At 36.1% G+C, this 23510-nt stretch carries 32 protein-coding genes and 1 pseudogene; 16 read left to right on the top strand and 17 right to left on the bottom strand.

The features are described from left to right. Window positions 1-12 precede the first annotated feature (12 nt). The 8 genes from F6K54_RS04610 (at window position 13) to F6K54_RS04575 (ending at window position 3219) form a co-directional block, all read left to right on the top strand. Window positions 13-672, top strand: a complete 660-nt coding sequence (locus F6K54_RS04610; protein ID WP_293075105.1) for a hypothetical protein — start codon at window positions 13-15, stop codon at window positions 670-672. A 44-nt stretch (window positions 673-716) separates the two neighbouring features. Further along, window positions 717-1106 carry a hypothetical protein gene (locus F6K54_RS04605; RefSeq protein WP_293075103.1) on the top strand — a complete coding sequence of 130 codons (390 nt, stop codon included), beginning with the start codon at window positions 717-719 and terminating at the stop codon, window positions 1104-1106. Between the two features lie 94 nt (window positions 1107-1200). After that, a complete protein-coding gene (locus tag F6K54_RS04600; RefSeq protein ID WP_293075101.1) occupies window positions 1201-1413 on the top strand; it encodes a hypothetical protein in 213 nt (70 codons plus the stop codon). Continuing rightward, entirely contained in the window at window positions 1410-1820 is a 411-nt protein-coding gene (locus tag F6K54_RS04595; RefSeq protein ID WP_293075099.1) for a type II toxin-antitoxin system VapC family toxin, read from the top strand. Before F6K54_RS04600 ends, F6K54_RS04595 begins: the two co-directional genes overlap by 4 nt. A 45-nt stretch (window positions 1821-1865) precedes the next feature. Further along, a complete protein-coding gene (locus tag F6K54_RS04590; protein WP_293075097.1) occupies window positions 1866-2156 on the top strand; it encodes a hypothetical protein in 291 nt (96 codons plus the stop codon). Beyond that, complete coding sequence (locus F6K54_RS04585) at window positions 2140-2532, top strand: DUF6516 family protein (RefSeq protein WP_293075095.1); 393 nt, start codon at window positions 2140-2142, stop codon at window positions 2530-2532. The genes F6K54_RS04590 and F6K54_RS04585 overlap by 17 nt, the downstream gene beginning before the upstream one ends. A 2-nt stretch (window positions 2533-2534) precedes the next feature. Next, the gene (locus F6K54_RS04580) at window positions 2535-2825 is read left to right on the top strand and encodes a hypothetical protein (protein ID WP_293075094.1); all 291 of its coding nucleotides are present in this window, start codon (window positions 2535-2537) and stop codon (window positions 2823-2825) included. After that, the gene (locus F6K54_RS04575; protein WP_293075092.1) at window positions 2815-3219 is read left to right on the top strand and encodes a DUF6516 family protein; all 405 of its coding nucleotides are present in this window, start codon (window positions 2815-2817) and stop codon (window positions 3217-3219) included. The genes F6K54_RS04580 and F6K54_RS04575 overlap by 11 nt, the downstream gene beginning before the upstream one ends. 606 nt (window positions 3220-3825) lie before the next feature. Here the strand turns inward: F6K54_RS04575 and F6K54_RS04570 are convergent. Beyond that, complete coding sequence (locus F6K54_RS04570; RefSeq protein ID WP_293075091.1) at window positions 3826-4359, bottom strand: hypothetical protein; 534 nt, start codon at window positions 4357-4359, stop codon at window positions 3826-3828. 234 nt (window positions 4360-4593) lie between these two features. Between F6K54_RS04570 and F6K54_RS04565 the strand changes: the two genes are divergently transcribed. From F6K54_RS04565 to F6K54_RS04555, 3 genes are all read left to right on the top strand, one after another. After that, complete coding sequence (locus F6K54_RS04565; protein ID WP_293075089.1) at window positions 4594-5052, top strand: DUF6232 family protein; 459 nt, start codon at window positions 4594-4596, stop codon at window positions 5050-5052. A gap of 43 nt (window positions 5053-5095) precedes the next feature. Continuing rightward, window positions 5096-5476, top strand: coding sequence for a hypothetical protein (locus F6K54_RS04560; RefSeq protein ID WP_293075087.1), 381 nt, complete (start codon window positions 5096-5098; stop codon window positions 5474-5476). A gap of 188 nt (window positions 5477-5664) precedes the next feature. Continuing rightward, window positions 5665-5886, top strand: coding sequence for a hypothetical protein (locus tag F6K54_RS04555; protein WP_293075085.1), 222 nt, complete (start codon window positions 5665-5667; stop codon window positions 5884-5886). A 431-nt stretch (window positions 5887-6317) separates the two neighbouring features. Here F6K54_RS04555 and queG read toward each other — a convergent pair whose 3' ends face one another. The 7 genes and pseudogenes from queG to F6K54_RS04520 all read right to left on the bottom strand — a co-directional run bounded on the left by queG (window position 6318) and on the right by F6K54_RS04520 (window position 14206). After that, the gene (gene queG, locus F6K54_RS04550) at window positions 6318-7241 is read right to left on the bottom strand and encodes a tRNA epoxyqueuosine(34) reductase QueG (protein ID WP_293075083.1); all 924 of its coding nucleotides are present in this window, start codon (window positions 7239-7241) and stop codon (window positions 6318-6320) included. A 691-nt stretch (window positions 7242-7932) separates the two neighbouring features. Continuing rightward, the gene (locus F6K54_RS04545; RefSeq protein ID WP_293075081.1) at window positions 7933-8367 is read right to left on the bottom strand and encodes a hypothetical protein; all 435 of its coding nucleotides are present in this window, start codon (window positions 8365-8367) and stop codon (window positions 7933-7935) included. 832 nt (window positions 8368-9199) lie between these two features. Then, window positions 9200-9625, bottom strand: coding sequence for an anti-sigma regulatory factor (locus F6K54_RS04540; protein WP_293075079.1), 426 nt, complete (start codon window positions 9623-9625; stop codon window positions 9200-9202). 4 nt (window positions 9626-9629) lie between these two features. Beyond that, window positions 9630-11294, bottom strand: coding sequence for a SpoIIE family protein phosphatase (locus F6K54_RS04535; protein WP_293075110.1), 1665 nt, complete (start codon window positions 11292-11294; stop codon window positions 9630-9632). A 298-nt stretch (window positions 11295-11592) separates the two neighbouring features. Continuing rightward, window positions 11593-12444 carry a 16S rRNA (cytosine(1402)-N(4))-methyltransferase RsmH gene (gene rsmH / locus F6K54_RS04530; RefSeq protein ID WP_293075077.1) on the bottom strand — a complete coding sequence of 284 codons (852 nt, stop codon included), beginning with the start codon at window positions 12442-12444 and terminating at the stop codon, window positions 11593-11595. A gap of 378 nt (window positions 12445-12822) precedes the next feature. Beyond that, entirely contained in the window at window positions 12823-13287 is a 465-nt protein-coding gene (locus F6K54_RS04525) for a zinc ribbon domain-containing protein (protein ID WP_293075075.1), read from the bottom strand. Continuing rightward, a pseudogene (locus tag F6K54_RS04520) lies at window positions 13265-14206 on the bottom strand (RNA-guided endonuclease InsQ/TnpB family protein). The gene F6K54_RS04525 and the pseudogene F6K54_RS04520 overlap by 23 nt, the downstream one beginning before the upstream one ends. A 154-nt stretch (window positions 14207-14360) precedes the next feature. Between F6K54_RS04520 and F6K54_RS04515 the strand changes: the two are divergent. Continuing rightward, a complete protein-coding gene (locus F6K54_RS04515) occupies window positions 14361-15545 on the top strand; it encodes an NAD(P)H-quinone oxidoreductase subunit H (RefSeq protein ID WP_293075074.1) in 1185 nt (394 codons plus the stop codon). A gap of 805 nt (window positions 15546-16350) precedes the next feature. Here the strand turns inward: F6K54_RS04515 and F6K54_RS04510 are convergent. Further along, window positions 16351-16503: a hypothetical protein gene (locus tag F6K54_RS04510; protein WP_293075072.1), complete on the bottom strand. Its 153-nt coding sequence runs from the start codon at window positions 16501-16503 to the stop codon at window positions 16351-16353. A 466-nt stretch (window positions 16504-16969) separates the two neighbouring features. Between F6K54_RS04510 and F6K54_RS04505 the strand changes: the two genes are divergently transcribed. Then, on the top strand, window positions 16970-18253 hold the full coding sequence (locus F6K54_RS04505; protein ID WP_293075071.1) for a serine protease: 1284 nt from the start codon (window positions 16970-16972) through the stop codon (window positions 18251-18253). 117 nt (window positions 18254-18370) lie between these two features. Here F6K54_RS04505 and F6K54_RS04500 read toward each other — a convergent pair whose 3' ends face one another. From F6K54_RS04500 to F6K54_RS04490, 3 genes are all read right to left on the bottom strand, one after another. Then, window positions 18371-18568 (bottom strand): DUF2281 domain-containing protein, encoded by a 198-nt coding sequence (locus F6K54_RS04500; RefSeq protein ID WP_293075068.1) that lies wholly within the window; start codon window positions 18566-18568, stop codon window positions 18371-18373. 202 nt (window positions 18569-18770) lie between these two features. Then, on the bottom strand, window positions 18771-19352 hold the full coding sequence (locus F6K54_RS04495) for a COP23 domain-containing protein (RefSeq protein WP_293075066.1): 582 nt from the start codon (window positions 19350-19352) through the stop codon (window positions 18771-18773). Between the two features lie 219 nt (window positions 19353-19571). Then, complete coding sequence (locus tag F6K54_RS04490; protein ID WP_293075064.1) at window positions 19572-19778, bottom strand: type II toxin-antitoxin system HicB family antitoxin; 207 nt, start codon at window positions 19776-19778, stop codon at window positions 19572-19574. Between the two features lie 773 nt (window positions 19779-20551). On the opposite strand from F6K54_RS04490, the gene F6K54_RS04485 reads away from it, so the two are divergent. Both F6K54_RS04485 and F6K54_RS04480 read left to right on the top strand, forming a co-directional pair. Then, window positions 20552-20740 (top strand): hypothetical protein, encoded by a 189-nt coding sequence (locus tag F6K54_RS04485; RefSeq protein WP_293075061.1) that lies wholly within the window; start codon window positions 20552-20554, stop codon window positions 20738-20740. 28 nt (window positions 20741-20768) lie between these two features. Further along, complete coding sequence (locus F6K54_RS04480) at window positions 20769-21002, top strand: hypothetical protein (protein ID WP_293075058.1); 234 nt, start codon at window positions 20769-20771, stop codon at window positions 21000-21002. A gap of 21 nt (window positions 21003-21023) precedes the next feature. On the opposite strand, the gene F6K54_RS04475 is transcribed toward F6K54_RS04480, so the two are convergent. From F6K54_RS04475 to F6K54_RS43705, 3 genes are all read right to left on the bottom strand, one after another. Next, window positions 21024-21242 (bottom strand): DUF2281 domain-containing protein, encoded by a 219-nt coding sequence (locus tag F6K54_RS04475; protein ID WP_293075055.1) that lies wholly within the window; start codon window positions 21240-21242, stop codon window positions 21024-21026. Window positions 21243-21652: 410 nt separating this feature from the next. Next, entirely contained in the window at window positions 21653-21868 is a 216-nt protein-coding gene (locus tag F6K54_RS04470; protein WP_293075052.1) for a UPF0175 family protein, read from the bottom strand. Window positions 21869-21981: 113 nt separating this feature from the next. Then, window positions 21982-22080 carry a DUF2281 domain-containing protein gene (locus tag F6K54_RS43705; protein WP_375341952.1) on the bottom strand — a complete coding sequence of 33 codons (99 nt, stop codon included), beginning with the start codon at window positions 22078-22080 and terminating at the stop codon, window positions 21982-21984. A gap of 338 nt (window positions 22081-22418) precedes the next feature. Between F6K54_RS43705 and F6K54_RS04465 the strand changes: the two genes are divergently transcribed. Further along, a complete protein-coding gene (locus F6K54_RS04465) occupies window positions 22419-22682 on the top strand; it encodes a BrnT family toxin (RefSeq protein WP_293075049.1) in 264 nt (87 codons plus the stop codon). Between the two features lie 159 nt (window positions 22683-22841). Here the strand turns inward: F6K54_RS04465 and F6K54_RS04460 are convergent, their stop codons facing one another. Together F6K54_RS04460 and F6K54_RS04455 are read right to left on the bottom strand one after the other, a co-directional pair. After that, the gene (locus F6K54_RS04460; RefSeq protein ID WP_293075046.1) at window positions 22842-23009 is read right to left on the bottom strand and encodes a zinc ribbon domain-containing protein; all 168 of its coding nucleotides are present in this window, start codon (window positions 23007-23009) and stop codon (window positions 22842-22844) included. Further along, window positions 22981-23109 (bottom strand): hypothetical protein, encoded by a 129-nt coding sequence (locus F6K54_RS04455; RefSeq protein ID WP_293075043.1) that lies wholly within the window; start codon window positions 23107-23109, stop codon window positions 22981-22983. The genes F6K54_RS04460 and F6K54_RS04455 overlap by 29 nt, the downstream gene beginning before the upstream one ends. Between the last annotated feature and the right edge of the window lie 401 nt (window positions 23110-23510).

The following is a 23510-nucleotide window of genomic DNA, read 5'->3' as shown; positions in this document are numbered from 1 at the left end:
CCTGTTAAGAATATGAAGATTACTGATATTTTTTCAATTATTATTGCCTTTATTAGTTTAGTAATATCAATTCTGACTGCGTATTTTGCTTATTTTAAGCCCTCTCAAGTTAGGATGTTAATAGGAAAGATTTTTATAATTGCAAATACTTATTTAGAGACTGAATCTGGAAAAGAGTGGGGAGGATTATCTTTTATATTACCAATTACATTCTCCAACTGGAGTCCGAAAGGAAGCTCAATTGAGCAAATAAGATTCTTAGTAGAACGTCAAGAAAATCCAGCTAAAACTTTCGATATTGCTTGGAGCAGTTTTATAAAATTCTTAGATGGGGGTAGCCGATGGGAAAGCGATACAATAGCACATCCACTTGCTCTTAAAGCTCAATCTTCTCTAACTAAATTTGTTAGATTTGACTGGAGTCCTATAAGAGGAGAGAAAATAGAAATTAGAGAAGGAGCTTATACTTTAAGAATTTATGCTTGGACAAAAGATCGGGAAAAGCCTGACTTAAAAGAAAAGATTGATTTTTACATAACAAAAGAAGATGAATCTTTCTATCAAAAAAGTGTGGCTAATAATCTTGTCATTCCTATCACAATCAACCTAGGTCAATCTAAATTACCTAATCAAGTTACAACAAGGCAAGAAAGCTTGTTAAAATATGAATAAATACAATCAATTTTACACTAAATATAATAGGGAGTATATCAGCCATGTCAGACAAAAAAAGAATTAACATTTCCGGTGGTCAAACATTTGGATATAACCAAAATAACAACTATGGTATGACTTTCAGTGGAAACATTATGGCTTCAAATGTTGATCGAACAATTGACGAATCTCAACAAAAAACCTTAGCTGAAGCAGCAGCAGAAATTCAACAAATTCTCCAACAATTAGAACAGTCAAATCCTACAGAAACCACAGCAGGTAAAATGGCAGTAGTCACCCAAGCTATTAAAATTGTAGAAAATAAACCCACATTAAAACAGCGAGTTATAGAAGCATTAAAATCATCAGGAACAGAAGCATTAAAAGAAGCTCTGGATAATCCAGTTGCTAATATTTTAATTGCAGCTTGTGAAGGCTGGACTGAACCATAAAATCAGTCATCAGTTGGCGATCGCTTTAATTGTTGAATTGGCGATCGCTTCTATTTAATGAATCAATGTACAAAATTAATTGAGGTAATTAAACATGAAATTAACAGCAACAGAACAAGGCTTATTAATACCTAAAGAATTGTTAGGAGAAAGCCAAGAATTTGAGATTATTCAAGAAAATGGAAAAATTATTATCACCAGCATCAAAAAAACACCTTCCATTTGGGATTTAGGTAAAAATCCTGTGGAATGTGATGTAAAAGATGGGGCAATTAATCACGACCGTTATCTGTATAATCAACAATGAAAGAAGTATATTTTTTGGATACTAGCTATATTTTAGCTCTAGAAATCAAAAGTGAAGATGCTCATCAACAAGTATTACAAAATTGGAATTTTTTAGTAAAATCTCAGCCTTTTTTAGTAACAACAACGTATATTTTTGATGAAGTTGTAACTTTCTTCAATAGTAGAAACCTTCATTATAAAGCAGTTGAAGTTGGTAATCAACTATTGGAAAGTCCTGAGATAGAATTGATTAATATTGATCGAAGTCTATTTAACCAAGGATGGCAATATTTTCAAAAGCATCAAGACAAATCCTATTCTCTGACTGATTGTTTGTCATTTATCATTATGAAACAACAAAAGATAGTTACAGCTTTAACTTTAGATAATCATTTTCTTCAAGCTGGATTTCAAATGTTACCATGATAACTGATACTGTTACTAACCTGACTTTTAAAGGAAATAATAAATATGCCAGAACTTAAAATTAAATGCCAGCACCCAGAATCATTAAAAAACACCATTGAAAATATGATATCTGACCGGGTAAAATCCCTGAAATCAGGAATTACTCAAACAAAAAAAAGACTCTTAGAATTTGAAGAAAAATATCAGTTACCCACTCAAGAGTTTCTGCTTCGATATGAAAATGACGAATTTGAAGAAACTTTAGAATTAGATGAATGGATAGGGGAAGCTCTGATGTTGAAACGACTCGAAGAAAAGATAGATAAATTGGGAGATATTGAGTTTGTTATTTGAGGATTACTTGCAGCAACTTCACGACTTAATAGTAGCTTGTGAAATAGTGCAGCATTTTCAGATTATACCCTCTCAACGAAGTGATTTTGAAGGTATGATTCGAGGGGAAATAAAGTTTCTAGATAATTCTGTTTTAATGGTGCGAGAATTTGTAGATGTAGAATTAACTATAGACCGCGATATGTATTCCTATCAATATATGACTGCCTCAAATAATCTGATTTTCCGCTATGATAATACGAGGCATCATAAAAAGCTAAACTTACCAAATTTTCCCCACCATAAACATGAAGGTAGTCAAGAAAATGTTATTTCCTCAAATGCTCCTAATTTAGTAGATGTATTGCAGGAAATTGAAAATATTCTCAGGAGGTAAATATGCCAGAACTTAAGATTAAATGCCAGCATCCAGAATCATTAAAGATATTTTTTCAGGATATGGTAGAAAAAGAATTAAGCTTAATATCTAACAGTATTCAACGTATAGAAAAACGACTCTCAGAATTTGAAGCCAAATATCATTTATCCACAAACGAATTTCTACAAAAATATGAAAATGATGAATTTGAAGAAACTCTAGAATTAGATGAATGGATTGGAGAATCAATAATGTTAGAACGATTACGAAAAGAATTAGAAATTTATAAAGGAGTTGATTTTGCTGATTAAAGAATATTTTCAGCTACTTAATGAAGCTCTTCAGACATTTTCAATAATTCAAAATTGTACATTTAATTCCAAAAAACAAAGTACTTATCAAGGTTTTATTCGGGGAGAAGTTAAATTTAAAGATGATTCAACGCTTTACTTTCGCGAGTTTGTAGATGTAAAAATAACTGTAGAGCGTGATATGTATTCTTATCAATATATGACAAACTCAAATAATCTGATCTTCCGCTATGACAATACCAGGCATCATAAAAAGCTAAACTTACCAAATTTTCCCCACCATAAACATGAAGGTAGTCAAGAAAATGTTATTTCCTCAAATGCTCCTAATTTAGTAGATGTATTGCAGGAAATTGAAAATATTCTCAACCAAACCATTTTCATTGACTCTTAATCTCATTAATATCTCCTTTTAATTATTGATGTTCATATCCTCCAAAAGAGGGAACAGGGAACAGGGAACCCACCCCTCGCCCCTCCCAGGAGGGGAGGGGAATAATTGATAATTTATGGATAATAATTGATTTAATTTTTGATTTTTACCAGATGTCTATTGATGTTCATATCCTCAATATTAAAACTAATTAGGGTTTGCTGAAAAAGTTTTATGGGTAAGGGTAGAAGCCAGAATTCAGCAATCCTGCAATTCAGGAGGAATGAGAATTATAGAAGAGGTAGTCAGAAGAATCTTCCCTTGATTTTCTTCCCCTATCTTGCCCAAAATGCGCTCCTTTTTGAGCTATTGGAGCTGAAAACTAGGTACTTTTTCAGACCTAAAAAAACTAAAACCAATATTAGTCAATGCTTTGAGATTTAATCAGCAAGCCCTAATTATATTAGCTTTCAAAGATTATTTGAACATGGTTAGGTAATTGTTGCGAGTTGTGGAGCGGAATAGATATTTTTGGGGAAATTTGAGTAGTGATGGGAGGCGTTCGCTAAACTTTTCTCAATCATAATACTAATGAAAGCTATAGTTATATCTAAATAATATACAAATTTATTCCATTAGTTGTTGTACTTCATTTAATGGTAAATCTACCGCTTCAGCAATTTGCTCTGCTGTTAAACCCAGTTTGATTAATTTCGAGACAGTATTTAATTTATTTGTATACAAGACGTTTTCAATGGTGGATTGGCAAGAGGTTGTCTTTTTGTACTCCGATTTAGTGTTTGCAGCATTACTGTTCTCTAATTCTGAAACAGTAGAATTATTACATAGATTAATACTATCAACACGAACATGATTTCCTATTAGGGGAGACTGATAATTTGCAAATCCTAAACGTTCGACTGTAGCGCAAAAATTCGACTTATTTAGCTTTTCCCCAAAAACCTCTGATAAAAGTTGCCAGAGTTCGTATCCTTCATCTTTTGCATGACCCTTAGTACATCCGTACATTTGCGCAATTTCCGTGTATTTATGACCATTTAGAACTCCCTTCAAAATTGCTATTTGTAGATTATTTAGGTGTTTTCCTGTTTGTTGAAAGACCAACTCATCAATTGAATTTAAAACTGTTTGCCAGTCCATTGTTTTAGAATTAATTTGTTTGAATAATTTATCCGCTATTATCCTTCTTTATCCGTCTTTTTCAAAGTTTTTAATAAAATCTCCTTCTTTATCCGTCCTTTTTCGAGTGGTCGATATTAATATAGCTTGATTAAAATGAGAATATCTTGAGCAATTAGTGAATCTGAACAATAAAGGATAACTAAAGCTAGGATGTATTTTATTTAGGCAAAAAAGGACATTTATTACAAATCAATGAGTACATTAAATATAACTAACAATACTATTACTTTGGACAACAAAGTTTACCAAGTTAGAAATATTACTTCTGTTGGAAAGTACCGAATTAAACCAAACTATTTTTTCAAGTTAAATTTTATCATTATTTGCGTAATCCTCAGTTTGGTTGGAATTGAATGGATGAAGAGTAATCCAGATGTTAAGTGGTTTACATTTAGCATAATTTTTGTGACTGCCTTGGGGATTATAGAGCGATTTACTAAGGCTAAAAGATATGGCATAACCATAGAAACAAACGCTGGAAGTACAAAATTGCTCAAATCTAAGGATGAAAGTCTCATCGACACAATTATTAACACAATTGCTCAAGTGATGAATAATCAGGATAAACCAGTCAATTATACATATAATATTTCTGATGGAGACATTGTAAACATGAATGGTACCTTTGAAAATGGATTTAGAATTGGGTAATTAAAATACACTATTTACTTAGATTATATGGAGATTAAAAGCTATGACTAATCAAGACAAACAAATCAATTATAACTATGCTAAAGGAGACATTAATAACCTATCAGGAAATTTCCAGACTGGTGTTGATAAAAGAACTATGCGTGACAACATCGACACCCAAATTAATAATTCTCCAGACCTAGCACAAGCAGCTAAAGATATTAAAGACCTACTAAATCAACTTTCAGCAGATTATCCTAACGATAGTTATACAGATTTGAGTGCTAAAGCTGTGGATGAAGTTGATAAAAACCCTCAGTTAAAAGAGCGAATTATCCGAGGAGTAAAAGCAGGAAGTTTCGCAGCTTTAAAAAAGACAATCGATCATCCCGTTGCTCAATTTTTTATCGAAGGTGTAAAAGAAGTATTGAAAAAGCATTGAATCCTTCAATAAATTGTTGAGATAGTTTTTGTAGGTTGGGTTGAGGCAAAATTAGCGTAGCTTATCCACAGGATAAACCCAACAAAAACAATTTTTGCCCAAACCCTGTCTCTAAATTTATTTTTATCGCTCGACCATAAGTGCTATAATTAAACCAGAATTTGCTGTATCTTTAAGAAGTTAACTTTATGTTAGTAAAAGGAATTAAAAAAGGAAAAATTATCGAGTTATTAGAGGAAATAAATTTACCAGATAACCAAGAAATTTTAATAGAAATTAAAGAGGTTAATGATTTTTGGTCAGCCTATCAAAAATTTAGGGCAAAAATAGAACAAGAAGGAATTACTTTTGATCATAATACTTTTGATAACTTACGAGATAAGTCACCAGGGAGAGAAGTTGACTTATGAATTTAAAGTATTTGCTAGACACTAATATAATTTCTGAGTCTATGCGTCCTTCTCCTCATCCTCAAGTTGTTAACTCCCCCGGCGGGAAGTCCCGCGCGCTCTCCCGTTGGCGGAGGATGGTGGCGGCAGCTATTAGGGGAGCGGAGGGATGGGAAAGCCGGGCGTTGTATTTGTTGTTCCTATGCGAATTTTTTCTTTATTCTCTTTATAGAATACATACTATAGTAAAATAACTATAGTTATTGACAATTGCAAATATAGTCACTATAATTGTTACCAACACAGGGGGAGGACATCACCTCTGTTAAAACAGCGGTCAGGGTTTCTCTGGCTGAAGAATCCCGCAATGCCCTTGCAAGCGCAACGTCGGGAGTATGTCAATAAATTTAGGCTCAATTTTTTTAGCTAATAATGAATGTTGTTAACGATCCTCAAAGATTAGCACGAGCATTTCGTCGCAGCATTTCTGGCTTAATACGTCGTAGCGCGGAAGCAGGAAACTGCTTATCCCAATCTTGTTCAGATATCTCTGCTAATTCTGTTAACTTAGGAGTTACATTACCAGGATAAGGTTGAAAATCATCAATATTTGTCTTTTGTGCAAACCGTTCATTCCAAGGACAAACATCCTGACAAATATCACAACCCGCCACCCATCCTTTTAAATTTGATTTAATATGTTCAGGTAGTTCAGGATTTCTATTTTCTATTGTATGATAAGCAATACAAAGATTTGCATCAACAACAAAAGGTTCTACGATCGCATTAGTCGGACAAGCTTCCAAACAACGAGTACAACTACCACAATGTTGAGTGTGAGGGCGATCGCTTGTCAACTCTAGGTTAGTTAGCACTTCCCCCAAAAAGACCCATGAACCATATTCTCTAGTAATTAAATTACCATTTTTTGCTATCCAACCCAAACCTGCTTGTTGTGCTAATGGCTTTTCGGGCACTGGACCTGTATCTGCATAATACCTGGTTAAAATTTCCTTTTCTTGCTCTTGCAACCAGTTAGTCAGAGCTTTTAGCTTTCGGTGCATGACTTTATGATAATCCCTACCCCACCCATAGCGAGAAATTTTACCTATTTCAGAATTTTCAGAATGTTGATGTGGCGTGTAATAGTTGAGAGCAACACAAATAATAGATTCGACCTCTGGCATCACTAGCTTCAAGTTTTGACGTTTGAGGTTAGCCATCCATTTTAAGTCTGCTTGATAACCTTTGTTCAACCATGCTTGCAATCTTTCTTTGTCTGAACTTAACTCATTTGCTGAAGCTATCCCAACTTTATGAAATCCTACTTCTAAGGCTTTCTGTTTGATTTGACTCACGCTAAGTGCAGATTTCATTGATACTAGCTAGATTTGTAAAATTTGTATTAATTGGGAACAGGGAACAGGGAATAGGAAGGCGATCTTAGAAAATCTTCTGTAAAGTCTTTTTCTCAAAATAATATCGGTTTAAAACCCCGCCTTTTAAGGCGTAATATTTTTGGAGAGTTGCTCAAATCCCCTACTTCCCCTCCTGGGAGGGGGAGGGGCGAGGGGTGGGTTAACTTCTGACTGTAATGAAGTGTGTCTTACATTCTGGAGGGGCTGTGTGCGGAATTACTTCCGCACTTTATATGCCCCGTAGGTCCCCTCAGCATTACACACTCGCTTCTGAACTTCTAACTTCTGACTTCGTTAACCAACACCTATAAGTCTGGGATTTCAACCAAAGCCGATCGCTGAAAGCTGTTATCCCAGAGATAGTTGACATCCTCCCCGGCTGTTAGGCGCGGGGATTCCTACTGAGCCATAGCTCCTCGGCGGGTTGACACTTCACAGGGTGCTGCTTCCTTGGCGGTAGTCTGATGCTTCCCTCCACGTCCGCGCACGAGTTTCCGAGTGCCCCCCGGCAACTAATAACAGTTTAGCATATATCCAATTCACTTGCATGCTCAAATAAAAAGTCGCCCTACAAGGGCGAGGCTTTAAACCCAATTTTTCGGTAAATTTGCTTCCTCAAGCTAGAAAATTTCATGTCAGATTATTAATTTCAAGCTGTAGTGGATACTTGCAACGAACGAACTAACATTTGTTGTCCTAGTTCTATACTACTAGAAGCGCACTTCCAATCTGGATGACCTGTCATTAATAAACTTTCTAAAGTTTCTTTGTCAAATAGATGCCATACTAGAGATTTATTAAAATAGCATTCGACTGCATAGCAGTTTTGACTAATACAGTAAATATAACAAGTTTCGGAAGCTCTCTCAATTTTTATATGTGCCCCTGGTTCTAGGTCGCGAAATTGAAATATATTTTGTTTAAATTCATCTGTAGAAGATACTGTAAAACCAGGAATTACAGCCGTTAGTGTTTTTTCTCCATTGATATGAATCCAATAATTACGAGTAGGATCGATTCTTTCTAGCCAAGGAGATTCGTCATCTAGGCGATAACGAGGAGCTAAAGGAAAAAACATATTCATAATAACAAATCTAATATATATTTAATTTTATCTAAATAAACCTTATTTTTATATTGCGGTAGAGTACAGTTTAGATGCAACCAAACTTAACAAAACTTATTAGATTTATCATATTTATAGCGTTGCTGAGTGCTGAGTAACGATCGCTGATTACCGAAAAGCGACGTTGAGAGCAAGCGTGTTTTAACCGGGGGATGAAAACAAGCGAGTCGTTTAGACTAGACAACTTTAGTTGTCCTGTGCTATTATCTGGATATACAAACGTTTAGACAAAAGTAAGCAGCAAAGCATGGTTTAGACTTAAGCCGACTGTGTAGGGGCACAATGAAATTGTCCCCAAAGAACATATCTTTGGTCAGAATCATGAGAAACGAAGCAACAAGGATTTATCGGTGTTGCGTAGTATCAACTTAAAATCCCCTCGGCAATAGCTGCGGGGAGTAGTCAATTACAGCGTATTTCATATTAGTAAGGTACACCTGTCGCGGGCAAGATGCCCGCACTTGCATTCACTTTACCATTCTTAATGTGTACCTCATTTACCTGAAATATACTGTATTTAAAAATTTACCGATCTCTACTTTCTTACTTTTTCAATTTCTTCCCTACTCCCTACTCCCTACTGCCTACTCCCTTACTTTCATAGCTAATGGGATAATTTTTTATTTGGAAGTCCCTTATCAAAGAAAAAGCCCGAAAACTTTGGTCTATTTTATTCCATTATCTAGATGGTAATTCCGATAAATCTAGTCCAGAAAAAGTAGTTAGTTTTAACTTCCATCAGCAATATTTTCATCAATATCAAAATACAATATTAATGAAGCAACTACATTTATGGTACTTTTTCTGGTATACTTGCTTGTAATTTTAGGCAGTTTCTACCATCTATCTGCAATGTATAATCTACACGATCCATTAATCTATTCATAATCAACCATCCATAACCACTTTCTTGTTTAGCTTCTGGAGTTGGTGGGTTATACTCTCCCATACTATAACCTTGACCATAGTCCCAGATTTCCAAAGCAATACCGCCGTCTTTGGCTTCTAAGCGTATTAATACTGGTAAGTTAGGTTGGTCTTTATGAGCATGACGAATCACATTGGAATAAGCTTCTGCCAGAACCAAGCGTAAACGGTTGGATTGACGAGGCCAATCAATATGTTCTCCTAGCTCTACTTCTAAACTGCTCAATAACCACTGTTCAACAATAGTCAAAAAACGTAAGTCGCTTGGCACCTGAAGCTCGGTTTTCATAAATTCACAGAACCTCCAGAGATAGTATAGTTTGGTCGTCTTCTTGAACTTGATTATTAGCTCGGATATAAGCTAATAAATTATTTAGGTCTATTTCACTTTTGTGCTGTTTTAAAAGTTGCCATAAACCTTCTTGCTGTAGCATTACACGAGTTTGTTCCCCACTATCAGTAGCCTCTTGAACTACTGTTGCTTCAGTGATGCCATCACTGGTTAGTAGAAAAACATCTCCTGAATTTAAGTCTATAGTACCTGCTTTTCCTTTCCATTTTGGCAATATTCCTAGGGGAATACCACGAGCCTTGAGAAAATTTGGTTTCACTTGATTAGAGTCCTGATTTTCTGCACTTAGTAGTGTAGTTTGAGACCAAACCAAGGGATACACATGACCAGCATTAGCATAAGCTAACAATCCAGTTTCTGGTGTATAACGAGCTAAAACCATTGTAATGAAGCAATTGTTACTAATAAGGTCATCACAGAGACCAGTATTAAGATTGTGCATGATTTCGTAGGGATCTGGGGGATTTTCTTGAGAAAGTTCTCGTCGCATCACAGACATAGCACTTGCCATGAATAAAGCGGCAGGTACTCCCTTACCGGAAACATCTCCCACTGCCAACCAGATGTCACCTTGAGAATGAGTATAAACTTCAAAGAAATCACCTCCTACTTCTCTGGCCGGATAACAGCAAGCTTGTATCCTTAATTTTTCAAATTCTGGCCAACTTTGAGGTAATAGGTTGCTCTGTATTTGACGAGCTACCTCTAGCTCATTACGCATTTGTTCTGCAAGTTCTCTGGTGCGTTGATATAGTTTGGCCTGAGATAATGCTAATGATCCTTGCTCCAGGACACTTTCTATCAACTCTATATCTTCTGAAGACCAGAATTTACTTCTGTCTTGTTGATAAAGAGCTAAAACTGCTAGTAACTCTTGTTGATAAATCAGGGGGATTATTAATTTACATATCCTTCGATCTGAACTTTCTTCTAATTGGGTTTGACGACTTTTTACTACTTCCAAAAATTGTTCTGGCGTGAAAGGGAAGTTGTTTTGAGTAATTTCAGGGTTTTGATAAGAAAAAGACTCAGGCATTAAGCGATCGCCTTTGACTGGCCATAACTTGCCTTCTGTTGCGTCAAAAGTCTGTCCCACTGTTTGAATGATTGTCGATAACATACTAGAGTAATCCAATGATTCTCTAATAGCACTCATTACTTCATTTAAAATAGACTCTCGTCGCAAAGCACGAGTTAGAGCATTGGTGCGTTGGCTGACAATTTTGTAGGTGTCTGAAGCTTGTTGTACTACAGTTTTAAGTTCTTCAGGGTTCCAAGGTTTTGTAATATACTTGAATACTTTTCCTGAGTTAATTGCTTCTACTAAGTCTTCTACATCTGTATAGCCTGTAAGTAGAATCCTAACTGTATTTGGATATTTTTCTAATGTTTTGCCTAAAAACTCTGTACCATTCATTTCTGGCATTCTTTGGTCAGAGATAATCAGTGCCATTTCTCCTTCATCTTCCAAAACTTTCATAGCACTGAAGGCACTATCTGCTTTATATACTTTAAATTCTCGCCGAAACGTTCTGTACAACAAATCTAGGTTGTCTGGTTCGTCATCGACTACCATCAATTTTAATTTCCCCTCTCCCCGACTCATGCTATGCCTTACTCCCAGACAATTTTTCAAATTTTATACTCTCGTTGGCCTTGAGAGTTTCCTAATTTATTAATGTATATTATTTAGGATAAATAGCCTTGAGTTAAATTTTATGAATTTGGGTTTCATTTTTTCTCTGGCCATAAACTTCCAAGAAAAACTAATTTTGAGTATATTCTATACTTAATTCTAGATATATTATTCCAATAAAGGTTTCATTTACTGAACAATATTCAACAATAAATTTAATTATAATTCAGTTTTTTTTGTTAATTATTTATGGATTTTTATACTTAGATTAACCAATTTTTTCTGCCAATCTAAGTTTAGCAGAACGTGCCCGTGAGTTTAATGTTATTTCACTATCTTGGGCTTGGATGGGCTTTTTTGTCAATACTTGCAAAACAGATGAACTTCTTAAACTATGTTTAACTAAACGATCTTCTAAACTATGAAAACTAATAATTCCTATTCTACCTCCTGGTTTGAGCCAATTAGGAGCATTGCCTAGAAAAGTTTCTAGGGCAGTAAGTTCTTGATTTACTTGTATTCTTAAAGCCTGAAAAACACGAGTGGCGGGATGTATCCTACCATAACGGTATTTACGAGGTACACAGTGGGCGATCGCTTCTGCTAACTCGGTTGTTGTTTCAAAAGGACGATGTTCTACTATTTTTCTAGCAATACGTCGTGACAAACGTTCTTCCCCATAGGTATAAAAAATATTTGCTAATTTGGCTTCTTCCCAAGAATTAACTATTTCGGCTGCGGTCAGAGATTGCTGCTGGTTCATCCGCATATCTAGTTTAGCTTGATGCCGGAAACTGAACCCTCGTTCTGGGGTATCCAATTGCACCGAGCTTACACCCAAGTCTGCTATTATACCATCAAATTCAAGATTTTTTGGCTCATAATCTGCAAAATTTCCATGCCAAAATTGAATATTAGAATTTTCAGAGGCCAATAAAGTTTGACAATAGGCGATCGCTTGTTCATCTTGGTCAATAGCTACTACTTTAACATCTGGGGCCGTAGCTAAAATTGACTGGGTATGGCCACCAAATCCTACTGTTGCATCTAAGTAAAGACCTCTTGGAGATATTGCTAAACCTTGGATTAACTCGGCACTGAGAACAGATACATGGTTCATCAAGTCTGAAGTTTACAATTTACAATAAGAATTGACTAATTAGTTTGTATAGCGCTGTGCGCAGGTAACAGGCAACAGCTTATCTGGCAACAGGCAACCCACCCCTACCCCCTCCCAGGAGGGGAATAAAAAACGGATAATATAAGACTTTTAGCTACTGGACAGTTCTTGTAATTTGTAAATATGCCAGCGCACATTGCTATAAATTACGCATTTTTGATTGAAAACACTACTTATAGTGTGGCACTATAGTTTTGACCTAATATATGTAGTGTCTCAGGGTAAGTAGAATTATATCTGGTTCTAGCAACTGACTATTTAACAGAACTTGACATCCTCCCGACGCTGCTCTGCGAGACAGGGCGGGATTCCTATCCATCACTCGAACAGACTAAGCTGAACTAATGACTCAGGAAGGGTTGACACATCATTACCATTTGCATCCTTTTTAGGGGACGACTTACGACGGCTCCGTGTCCGATAAATAATCGACCGTTGACCCTCGGCGACTTCATTGAAAAGTGATAGTTGAATCGGGTTTTCTATTGCTTTAGTTTCAACCTTGGTTTTCGGTTGAATAACTTCTAAAATATTGACGGCAGCGTTTACATCTCTATCATGGGATGCACCGCAATTCAAACAAGTCCATCTCCTAACATTTAGCTCTTTTTTACCACCTTGAAAACCACAATTAGAACATTTTTGAGAAGTGGGTTCCCACCTAGAAATAATTCTAAATTCCCTACCATATTTATTGCATTTAGCCTCAGTTAAAGTTCTGAACTGCCTCCACCCTAAGTCGCTGATTGCTTTAGCTAACTTAACGGTTTTTAACCATGCCATAAACATTTAAGTCTTCTAACACAATGGTGTCATATTTTTCAACTAAATCGGTTGATAGTTTGTGCAAAAAATCTGTACGAATATCTTTGATTTTAGCATGTTTGCGTAGCATTCCGTAGGAAAGTTTGGCTACTCTTAACCTATGCCTTTCACGACCCTTGCTGCCTTTTTCAGTACGAGCAAATTTACGCTGGAATTTAGCTAGCTTTTTGAGGTTGTTCTTAAGAGGCTTTGGAGCATTAATTTTATCTCCATTACTTAAAGTTGCAAAAGTCGAAATTCCCAAATCAATTCCTATTGAATTATTAGTTTCAGGTAAAGGTTCGGGCTTAATATCTACTACAAAACTAGCAAAATAACGATTTGCTGCATCTTTAGATTATTGTCAAATTTAGATTATTGTCAAAGAGGTAGGTTCAGCAGGCAATTTTCTAGACCAAACTATTTTAATCTTGCCTATTTTTGGTAGATAGATTTTATCTTGACCAATCTTGTAATTAGCACCTACAAATCTTGCAGATTGCCTAGATTTTTTGGACTTAAACTTTGGTGGCTTAACTTTAATTCCTTGACTTTTGCCTTTGCAACTATCAAAGAAGTTTTTATAGGCACTTTCTAAATCCTTGAGAGACTGTTGTAATGGAGTAGATGCAACTTCCTTTAGCCAAAGTAATTCTTGTTTAGCTTGAGTTATGAATTGTTTAGTTAAGTCCACATAGCTAGGTTTCTTTTGACCGTTAGAATATAGTTGATTACAATGTGCTAATGTGCTATTCCAAACATATCTGCAACAACCAAATAGTTGATTTAATTTGGTTATTTGGATATGATTTGGATAGATGCGGTACTTGTATCTGGACTTCAATGTTTTTGGCCTATTACTAACATTAAGTGATTTTATTGTAGCACTGATTGGCATTCCCATACGACGCTCCCTTGCAGGAGAGCGCGGGTATAAATGCCAACGTTAGATAAATACAAGCAATAATAATAACATTTAGCCTGAACCCATTTACAGTCTAACAATATAATTGGGCTGAAATAAAAATAGATCACTATAGAGAAGAATCAACATGAGCAAAATTGAAACCAGAACCGAACCCATGGTCATTAACATGGGGCCCCATCATCCCTCAATGCACGGGGTATTGCGGTTAATTGTCACCTTAGACGGGGAAGATGTAGTTGACTGTGAACCTGTGATTGGCTATTTACACAGGGGCATGGAAAAGATTGCTGAAAACCGCACTAATACAATGTTTGTCCCTTATGTTAGTCGTTGGGATTATGCTGCGGGAATGTTTAACGAAGCTGTAACAGTGAATGCTCCGGAAAAATTGGCCGATATTGAAGTCCCCAAACGGGCTAGCTATATCCGGGTAATTATGCTGGAACTAAACCGGATTGCTAATCACCTCTTGTGGCTTGGCCCATTCTTGGCTGATGTGGGTGCCCAAACTCCTTTCTTCTATATTTTCCGGGAACGGGAAATGATTTATGACTTATGGGAAGCTGCTACAGGTTATCGGATGGTGAATAATAACTACTTCCGTATTGGTGGGGTAGCTGCCGACTTACCTTACGGTTGGGTAGATAAGTGTGAAGACTTTTGCGACTATTTTTTGCCAAAGGTTGATGAGTATGAACGTTTAATTACTAATAATCCTATTTTCCGTCGTCGGATTACAGGATTAGGTGTGATTAGTAGGGAAGAGGCGATTAATTGGGGGCTTTCTGGTCCAATGTTGCGTGCTTCAGGTGTTAAATGGGACTTACGGAAGGTTGACCACTATGAATGTTACGACGATTTTGACTGGGATGTTCATTGGGAAAAAGATGGGGATTGTTTGGCCCGATATTTTGTGCGGATTCGGGAAATGCGGGAGTCCGTCAAGATTATTCGTCAAGCGATAAAGGGACTTCCTGGGGGACCTTACGAAAATCTGGAAGCAAAACGGATGGCTGGAGGGCCTAAGTCTGAGTGGAATGATTTTGATTATCAATTTTTAGGTAAGAAAATACCTCCTACTTTTAAGATTCCGAAAGGTGAACATTATGTTCGGATTGAAAGTGGTAAGGGAGAGATTGGGATTTATATTATTGGTGATAATAGTCCTTTCCCTTGGCGTTTTAAAATTCGGGCTGCTGATTTTGTGAATTTGCAGGTTTTTCCTCATATTTTACAAGGTGCAAAGGTGGCTGATATTGTGGCTATTTTGGGTAGTATTGACATTATTATGGGGTCTGTAGATCGATAATTTAAAGTCAAAAGTCAAAAGTCAAAAGTAAGAAAGATTTATTGGTTTTCTGCTTTTGGTTTTTTTGAAGAAGGAAGAATAAAGAAGGAAGAAGGAAGAAGGAAGAAGGAAAGTATATAGATCTATAGATCTATGTCTTATGAGTTTTGGTCTTATCAAAATAATATGGGTCTAAAACCCCGCCTTTTAAGGCGTAATATTTTTGGAGCCTTGCTCAAATCCCCGACTTCCCCTCCTGGCTCCCCTCCTGGGAGGGGCAGGAGTGGGTTAACTTCTGACTTCTGACTTCTGACTTCGTTAACTGNCCTTGATGAAGTTAAACTGAAATTTGCCCCCCTAGCCCCCCAAGTTTGGGGGGAACAAGAGTTCAATTTGCTTCTCAAAGTCCCCCAATTTTGGGGGATTTAGGGGGCAAAGACAAGACCTACCAACCCACCAAGAATTGAAATTCTTGGCTAATAGCTTAAGTCATCTCAAAGATGACTCTCCACTTATTATGGCGTTGCATAAATGCGCTTGGGATTTTAATAGTTTTGTGGAATGGGCATCTTGCCCGTTCCTGATATTTTCACCGCAGGCAGGGACAGGCAGGAAATGAAGTCAGAAGTTAGAAGTCAGAAGTCAGAAGTGAGGAGGAATTTTCATTTTGCTTGAAGACTAATAATGAAGCGATCGCTCCTTGACAACTAGAAAAAGTTGTTTTATTTTCAAAGTAGATAAGTATTATGGGAAAATAGTGGCTCTTTTTTTAGAGCAAAGACCTTTTCAATTTTGTCTATAATTTTAGGATTCGTATCAAGTCTCATTAAATTAGTACTGATAACTGATAACTGATAACTGATAACTGATAACTGATAACTGATAACTGATAACTGATAACTGATAACTGATAACTGATAACTGATAACTGAAAAAGCGATCGCTCCTTGACAACTAGAAAAAGTTGTTTTATTTTCAAAGTAGATAAGTATTATGGGAAAATAGTGGCTCTTTTTTTAGGGCTAGGAAAAATCAGAATCTAGGGTCAGGAACAAAAAGAGTATATTTGGAAATTTCCACCACAGGGATAATCAAAATTTAAAGTAATTGAGCGATCGCTCCTTGACATCTAGAAAAAGTTGTTCTATTTTCTAAGTAGATAAGTATTGTGGCCAAATATTGACATTTTTTTAGTAGGGGCGGGTTCCACGTTAAATTATTCTGGCTCAACCTAAAATTAGATAAACCTGCCCCCAATACCCCTTGACAACTAGAAAAAGTTGTTCTATTATCTAATGTAGATAAGGATTATAGGTAAATAGTGGGTCTTTTTTTAGAGCAATGACCTTTTCAATTTCCTCAATGGGAAGAGAAAGACCATAGTTAGAGTTGTAGGTAATAATCAAGAAAAATTAGACTCTCAAACTTCTGAACTTCCGAAATAGATGAAATCTCTACCCCGCATCCTTGGTCTAACTTTCCTTTCACTAACTCTGACAAATTGTTCTTTATCACCACAAGAAATTGCCTCTCGACTAGAACCTAGTATTGTCAAACTATTTTATAGAAACCAACCCGGACATGGAACTGGTTTTTTCGTGCCTGGAGCAGCGGGAGTCTGTACCGTACTAACGGCAGCTCATGTAGTTAACAAAGAGGGCGAAAGATTATTACAGACTAAACAAGATGGAAAAGTCTGGGATGTTGCTAGGGTTGAAATATTTCCCAGTGATATAGATTTAGCTTTAGTTACTTTTAAGGCAGTAGGAGGAAAATGTAACTATCCGGTGCTGAAAATAGGTAATTCAGAAAGTCTGAAAAAAGGTAGTTCTATCTATATTTCTGGTTTTCCTATTCGGGGTGGGAAGTTGGTAGACCAGTTTGTTTCAGGTGATGTTTCGGGTTTGGACAAGTTGGCGCGGGGTTATGGAGTTTCTTATCAAGCTTTGACTGTGGGTGGAATGAGTGGAGCGCCTGTTGTGAATGTAAAGGGTGAGGTTGTGGCAGTTCATGGAATGAGTGATGTGGAAGTTGTGCAAAATTTTGCTTCTCTACAAGCAAGTTTGTCTGAGTCACAACGGTCAACTTTTCAGCAAGCTGTGGACAGAGTAGAGACGGGTGTTCAACGTTGGACTTTTTCTTGGGGTATACCTATTAATTTGTTTGAGGAATATCGGGGAAGGGCGATCGCTAAAGGAAGAGAAAAACATAAGGAGGAATTACAAAGGCAACTGGAGGAGGAACGGTGGAAGCGTCAAAAAGCTGAACGACGAGTGCAAGAATTAGAAGCTGAACGACAAAAACTGCTGGAGGAAAAAACTACTAAAAAAGACTCCCAGAATAAACAAGCCAAGGTACAGTCTTCTCAAAAAAATCAATCCCAGCAAAGTTTTCCAATTGTGAGTAGTGACGCTGGAGTAGCTCTAGAAGTTAATGATGTTCGTCGGTGGGGTAATTCTCTAGTTTTAGATGTCAATATAAAAAATGAAGGAGACCAGTCTGTGAGATTTCTGTACAGTTTTTTGAATGTTACAGATGACCAGGGAAGGTCTCTCAACGCAAGTACAGAAGATTTACCAGGGGAATTACCACCAAATGGTAGAAGATATTATGGTATTATTACGATTCCACTTGCCTTATTAGATAATGCTAAAGAACTTTCTTTGGAATTGACAGATTATCCAGATCAAAAGCTAGATTTAAAGATGTCTAAAATTAAAATAGATTAAGGTAAAGTCAAGCTTAATTGTTGGCTTTGGTAGAGGAAATATCCTTACACACTCTACTATTTCTCTCACAAAATACTTATACATCCGATTTGGACATTTTTCCAGATAAAAATATTTCTAGAGTTCAATGTTAATACAAACAACATTAGCTGTTTCAGATAGTTTAGTAGTAGAATTAGTCAAACTTTGCTCTTGCTGTCGCTGAGACAAAAAATCCACAAAATCTATTATTTCCGAAACTTTATCCGGAGGCAAGCTCCGAATTTTGGCAATTAGTATTTTTTCCGACTCTATGTAAGTATTTGTCTGTGCCATTATTTATATCTAAAATATTATGTACTTTGTTTTTTTGATTCATTTACGGTAGAAAAAGTTGGTCTGGTAGGGTGTGTTTTGCTCCGCAACATGAAAAATTTCTAGCGTAACCATCAGATTATCAATAAAGAAAAAGGTACCTGATGCCTAAATTTCTTGACTTTCTGTAAAACCAAAAAAAAGGATGCCGCTACACACCCTACTACTTATCTTCCTCTGCCAAAAAAGTTTCCAAATAAACAACAGGCGATTTCTCAGAAGAACCAGAATTTGCCAACTGGTAAAAAGACCTTCCATTTCTTAATGCTTTGGTAGTATCTCGCAACGCTTGATAACCATCTGTCCCCACATCCAAAGTCATCAACAACGGACAACCATCACCGCTTAACTTTGTTTTGACACATAAGACTTGTTGTTGTGGAGTATTCGGGTCGTCGCGATACCCTAGAGAAACTAAACCATCTTCCCGAAAATTTTCTAACCGCTTTTCTATTTCTTGGCATCGTCTCTCAGGAGACCAAACTCTTCCCATCGGTATAACCATACCTAACCAGGGTTGTTTACTTTTATTATCGTCATACATCACCGTCCAAACATCTTTTCCTCTTTCTGTATCTGGTCGTAACTCGCAGGAAAAGCGGTCTGTTTTTTTTACAAAAAAAGTCGGCCAACCTTGCACAATATTAATACCTAAACCTACTGCCTGCATTAAGAATCCAATTATAGGAATTACTACAACTAATATAACTCCTCCTATTGCTGCGATTTTTCCATTCTGTTGCATAAGTTTCTCCTCATATATATATATAGTTATGAATATTTTTTGAGAATATCAAAATAGACTCCTCAATATTTTATCCAATTTTCTGTGAGGAATTTTCGGAAAAGTTGAGCCATTTCAGGTATCAGTTTTTCCCCATTCCCAAGGAGGGCGTAACGCACCATAAATTATCTATAAAAAAAGGTGCGTGACGGCAAAATTTCTTGAGTTTGCTTATACAAATTAGGTTCTTTGTAAATTCTGTAGCTGTGGCAGAGGTTTCCCCATTTCCTCATAAACGTAAACTAAATCTGCCAAAACTTCCTTCGCATTTTCCAGTGCTTCCTCATAAGATTCACCGTGAGTTTGAGCATACTTTCCCCATTCAGGCAAACTAGCAATATAGGTTTTATCCTCTTCAGACCATTGAATTAAAATACTATATTTCATTAGACATCTCCAGAGATGAATTTAGAATTTAGAATTTAGAATTCAGAATTTAGGAGAAATTTTCTTGATAAGAGTGAAAATCCTGCTTTTTGCAAGATTTGTTTTAATTCTCTAACCTTTAGGACTTACGCAGATACGCTATATATAGTAGTTGTCACTATTGAACAATAGTTACTGGACTCTATACATAGTGTCTTTGCGTAAGTCCTGACCTTTTTGGGTATTTTTCCAGATAAAAATATTTCCAGAGTTCAATGTTAATACAATAGGACTTAGGTAGATACGCTATATATAGTAGTTGTCACTATTGAACAATAGTTACTGGACTCTATACATAGTGTCTTTGCGTAAGTCCTGACCTTTTTGGGTATTTTTCCAGATAAAAATATTTCCAGAGTTCAATGTTAATATAATAGGACTTAGGCAGATACGCTATATATAGTAGTTGTCACTATTGAACAATAGTTACTGGACTCTATACATAGTGTCTTTGCGTAAGTTCTGACCTTTGTGAGTATTTTTCCAGATAAAAATATTTCCAGAGTTCAATGTTAATACAATAGGACTTAGGTAGATACGCTATATATAGTAGTTGTCACTATTGAACAATAGTTACTGGACTCTATACATAGTGTCTTTGCGTAAGTCCTGTATAAATAACATTAAATTATCAATCAAAATATCAAGGATATAGGAGGTAAAAATTGAATTGGGAAATACACGAAGCACAACAAAATTTATCAGACCTAAAATAACCAACCCAAAAACCACAAATGATTTATGAACAAGAAAAACTTGTAGCTGCTATTATCGACACCCAAACATTTCAGGAGTTTTTAGCATGGCAAAAACAACATCAAAAACCTTCCTTAGCAGATACCTTCGAGGAGTTACGCAGTTTGTGTACTCAAGCAGATTATGTACTAGAAATTCCCACTCGCAAAAATAGACAAAATCCTTAAATTCTCAATCAAAATATCAACAATATATATGTCAATTACAATTAACCTAACTCCAGAACTAGAAGCACGACTCCGGGAAAAAGCAACTCAACAGGGACAAGATATTTCTCTAGTTGTCAGTGAATTACTTGCCAGAGTTTTAGACTGGGAAACTGCCGATACGGAAGAAGCTATTAAAGGTATTCAGCAAGGATTAGATGATTTTGAAAATGGTCGATTTCGTTCTTTTGATGAGTTTGCTGAAGCACCACGTCTTCAATAATTAATAATTACCTCTCCTTATTTATAAATAGTCATAATCATCATCTTCGGGATTATCCCAAATTTTCTCAAAAGCTGTTTCAGATAGTTTAGTAGTAGAGTTAGTCAAACTTTGCTCTTGCTGTTGCTGAGACAAAAAATCCACAAAATCTATTATTTCCGAAACTTTATCTGGAGGCAAACTCCGAATTTTGACAATTAGTATTTTTTCCGACTCGGTGTAAGTATTTGTCTGTGTCATTATTTATATCTATCTACATTTATATCTATATACTATGTACTTTGTTTTTTGGCGTTGGTGAAAAGTTGAGCGTTGAGCTGTGAGGATGGGAGGTGAGTTTTGTTAATTATTGAAGCGATAAATTAGGTGCTTCAATCTAAATGAGGTGATAATTACGACACTGGACATAGAGTATATATAAGCGCACCTTTCCCACTATACAAACAGTACCACAAATAAATTTTAAATCAACCCTTTGCTGAAATTTTTTCCTGGGAAATATGAATAGCAGCGATCGCCTTTTTTCAGTTATCAGTTGTTAGTAGGAATATTGGTTGTATTGTTAATATTGAAATAGCAAGACATTAGTATCAAAAGCTGTTAAAGAATATTGAATCTCTATCAGAAATTCCTAAACGTTGTCCTTTCAATCATTTACTTATTTCTTCCCGTAGTTCTTCAGGAGAATAATTAAAAATAGGGGCTTTATATTGTCCCAAAATTTCTATAAAAGCTGACTTAGAATATCCTGCTAATTTTGCTGCTTTTCCTAAAGAAATTTTATTAATTTCATACAATTTTATTGCTAAAAAAAACTTAGCCTCATTTTCCGAAATTCCCATAGGAAGTTCACAAACTAAATTCATAATTGCTCCTTTTCAGTTATCAGTTATCAGTTATCAGCATTATCATCTTCGGGATTATCCCAAATTTTCTCAAAGGCTGTTTCAGATAGTTTAGTAGTAGAGTGAGTCAAACTTTACTGTTGCTGTCGCTGATACAAAAAATCCACAAAATCTATTATTTCGCCAACTTTATCTGGAGGCAAACTCCGAATTTTGGCAATAAACCAAACCAAGATTGAAATCCTTGGCTAATAGCTTAAGTCATCTAAAGATGACTAAATTATCTATATCGTCTTTTTTTTTCAGCAGGATGAAGTTATGAAGCGATAATTGAGCGACTGGACATAGAGTACATATGAGCGCATCTTTCCCACTATACAAATAGTAGCACAAATAAATTTTAAATCAACCCTTTGCTGAAATTTTTTTCTGGCAAATATTTATTGGAGCGATCGCCTTTTTTCAGTTATCAGTAGGAATATTGTTTGTCTTGTTAAGAATTTAGCCTCAAAAGAGTATTATAAATAGTGAAAAATCTTAGCCTTATATACTCTAAAATATAACCAATTTAATGTTTGAGTGGGATGAAAACAAAAAACAACAGAATATCAGAAAACATGGCATTAGTTTTGAAGAAGCAACCGAAATTTTTTATGGCATAGTTTTTACTATTATTGATGAAAGATATAATTATGGAGAGATTCGCGAAATTAGTATCGGAGCTATTCAAGGTCTTATAATTATTACTGTTGTTCATACAGAACGTAACGGTAATATTCGTATCATCTCAGCTAGAAAAGCAACCGTTCTTAGAAACCTACGATTATCTATATAAATCTATGATTATCTATAGATAGCCTGTTCTATTCCTGTTTCTACCTGGCAACGTCGGCGTTATCCAGTCCACAGGCTGTCACGGTCGTTCGCGCTAGCGTTGCGGAGCAAACTAACCGCCATAGCTAAATTTAACGCCGCATTCAAGTCTCATACGCAGCTAAAATTGCAGTGTTCGCAATTTGATTACGCGCTCTGATAACAGCAGAGACTGCTTTACCTTTCCACACCTACTGCAAGTCTTAGAGCTAGGAAACCATCTATCAACAACGATTAACTTAGAGCCGTATAGTTGACACTTATACTCGCGCCTGTCTTCTGAACTCATAAAAACCCATATCGGCAACAGCCTTAGCTAGCTTATGGTTTGACATCATACCTGATACATTAAGGTCTTCTATTACTATTTGACTGTGGTTTTTAGCCAAATAAGTAGGCGCGTTTATGCAATGTATCTTTCCTGATGTTAGCTATTCTCAGCAATGTAACTGAGCTATTTTTAGCTGTGCTTTTTTCCAGTTATTGGAAAACTTGGTTTTATGCCTGCGAGCGGTATTGCAATCGTGATAGTTTAGATTCTAACTTTTTGTAAGATTTAGAGCCATCAAATACTTCTCCTGTTGACAATGTTGCCAACGTTTTAATTCCTAAGTCTACAACAACTACATCTACTGGTTTCTCAGTAATTTGACATTCCCTTTATTCTTTNGGGGGGGGGGGGGGAGGGGGGGAGGGGGAGATGGGGAGATGGGGGGAGGGGGAGATGGGGAGATGGGGAGATGGGGAGATGGGGAGATGGGGAGATGGGGAGATATTCTTAGGTTATTGA

Origin of the sequence: Okeania sp. SIO3B5, assembly GCF_010692555.1 — a bacterium.
In the GTDB taxonomy this organism is placed as follows: Bacteria; Cyanobacteriota; Cyanobacteriia; order Cyanobacteriales; family Microcoleaceae; genus Okeania.
This window is presented reverse-complemented; position numbering and strand designations above follow the sequence as displayed.

Coding starts and splice junctions, on each gene's coding strand:
- F6K54_RS04610 (WP_293075105.1), top strand. CDS start 13: ATGAAGATTACTGATATTTTTTCAATTATTATTGCCTTTATTAGTTTA.
- F6K54_RS04605 (WP_293075103.1), top strand. CDS start 717: ATGTCAGACAAAAAAAGAATTAACATTTCCGGTGGTCAAACATTTGGA.
- F6K54_RS04600 (WP_293075101.1), top strand. CDS start 1,201: ATGAAATTAACAGCAACAGAACAAGGCTTATTAATACCTAAAGAATTG.
- F6K54_RS04595 (WP_293075099.1), top strand. CDS start 1,410: ATGAAAGAAGTATATTTTTTGGATACTAGCTATATTTTAGCTCTAGAA.
- F6K54_RS04590 (WP_293075097.1), top strand. CDS start 1,866: ATGCCAGAACTTAAAATTAAATGCCAGCACCCAGAATCATTAAAAAAC.
- F6K54_RS04580 (WP_293075094.1), top strand. CDS start 2,535: ATGCCAGAACTTAAGATTAAATGCCAGCATCCAGAATCATTAAAGATA.
- F6K54_RS04570 (WP_293075091.1), bottom strand. CDS start 4,359: ATGGACTGGCAAACAGTTTTAAATTCAATTGATGAGTTGGTCTTTCAA.
- F6K54_RS04565 (WP_293075089.1), top strand. CDS start 4,594: ATGAGTACATTAAATATAACTAACAATACTATTACTTTGGACAACAAA.
- F6K54_RS04560 (WP_293075087.1), top strand. CDS start 5,096: ATGACTAATCAAGACAAACAAATCAATTATAACTATGCTAAAGGAGAC.
- F6K54_RS04555 (WP_293075085.1), top strand. CDS start 5,665: ATGTTAGTAAAAGGAATTAAAAAAGGAAAAATTATCGAGTTATTAGAG.
- queG (WP_293075083.1), bottom strand. CDS start 7,241: ATGAAATCTGCACTTAGCGTGAGTCAAATCAAACAGAAAGCCTTAGAA.
- F6K54_RS04545 (WP_293075081.1), bottom strand. CDS start 8,367: ATGAATATGTTTTTTCCTTTAGCTCCTCGTTATCGCCTAGATGACGAA.
- F6K54_RS04540 (WP_293075079.1), bottom strand. CDS start 9,625: ATGAAAACCGAGCTTCAGGTGCCAAGCGACTTACGTTTTTTGACTATT.
- F6K54_RS04535 (WP_293075110.1), bottom strand. CDS start 11,294: ATGAGTCGGGGAGAGGGGAAATTAAAATTGATGGTAGTCGATGACGAA.
- rsmH (WP_293075077.1), bottom strand. CDS start 12,444: ATGAACCATGTATCTGTTCTCAGTGCCGAGTTAATCCAAGGTTTAGCA.
- F6K54_RS04525 (WP_293075075.1), bottom strand. CDS start 13,287: ATGGCATGGTTAAAAACCGTTAAGTTAGCTAAAGCAATCAGCGACTTA.
- F6K54_RS04515 (WP_293075074.1), top strand. CDS start 14,361: ATGAGCAAAATTGAAACCAGAACCGAACCCATGGTCATTAACATGGGG.
- F6K54_RS04505 (WP_293075071.1), top strand. CDS start 16,970: ATGAAATCTCTACCCCGCATCCTTGGTCTAACTTTCCTTTCACTAACT.
- F6K54_RS04500 (WP_293075068.1), bottom strand. CDS start 18,568: ATGGCACAGACAAATACTTACATAGAGTCGGAAAAAATACTAATTGCC.
- F6K54_RS04495 (WP_293075066.1), bottom strand. CDS start 19,352: ATGCAACAGAATGGAAAAATCGCAGCAATAGGAGGAGTTATATTAGTT.
- F6K54_RS04490 (WP_293075064.1), bottom strand. CDS start 19,778: ATGAAATATAGTATTTTAATTCAATGGTCTGAAGAGGATAAAACCTAT.
- F6K54_RS04485 (WP_293075061.1), top strand. CDS start 20,552: ATGATTTATGAACAAGAAAAACTTGTAGCTGCTATTATCGACACCCAA.
- F6K54_RS04480 (WP_293075058.1), top strand. CDS start 20,769: ATGTCAATTACAATTAACCTAACTCCAGAACTAGAAGCACGACTCCGG.
- F6K54_RS04475 (WP_293075055.1), bottom strand. CDS start 21,242: ATGACACAGACAAATACTTACACCGAGTCGGAAAAAATACTAATTGTC.
- F6K54_RS04470 (WP_293075052.1), bottom strand. CDS start 21,868: ATGAATTTAGTTTGTGAACTTCCTATGGGAATTTCGGAAAATGAGGCT.
- F6K54_RS04465 (WP_293075049.1), top strand. CDS start 22,419: ATGTTTGAGTGGGATGAAAACAAAAAACAACAGAATATCAGAAAACAT.
- F6K54_RS04460 (WP_293075046.1), bottom strand. CDS start 23,009: ATGAGTTCAGAAGACAGGCGCGAGTATAAGTGTCAACTATACGGCTCT.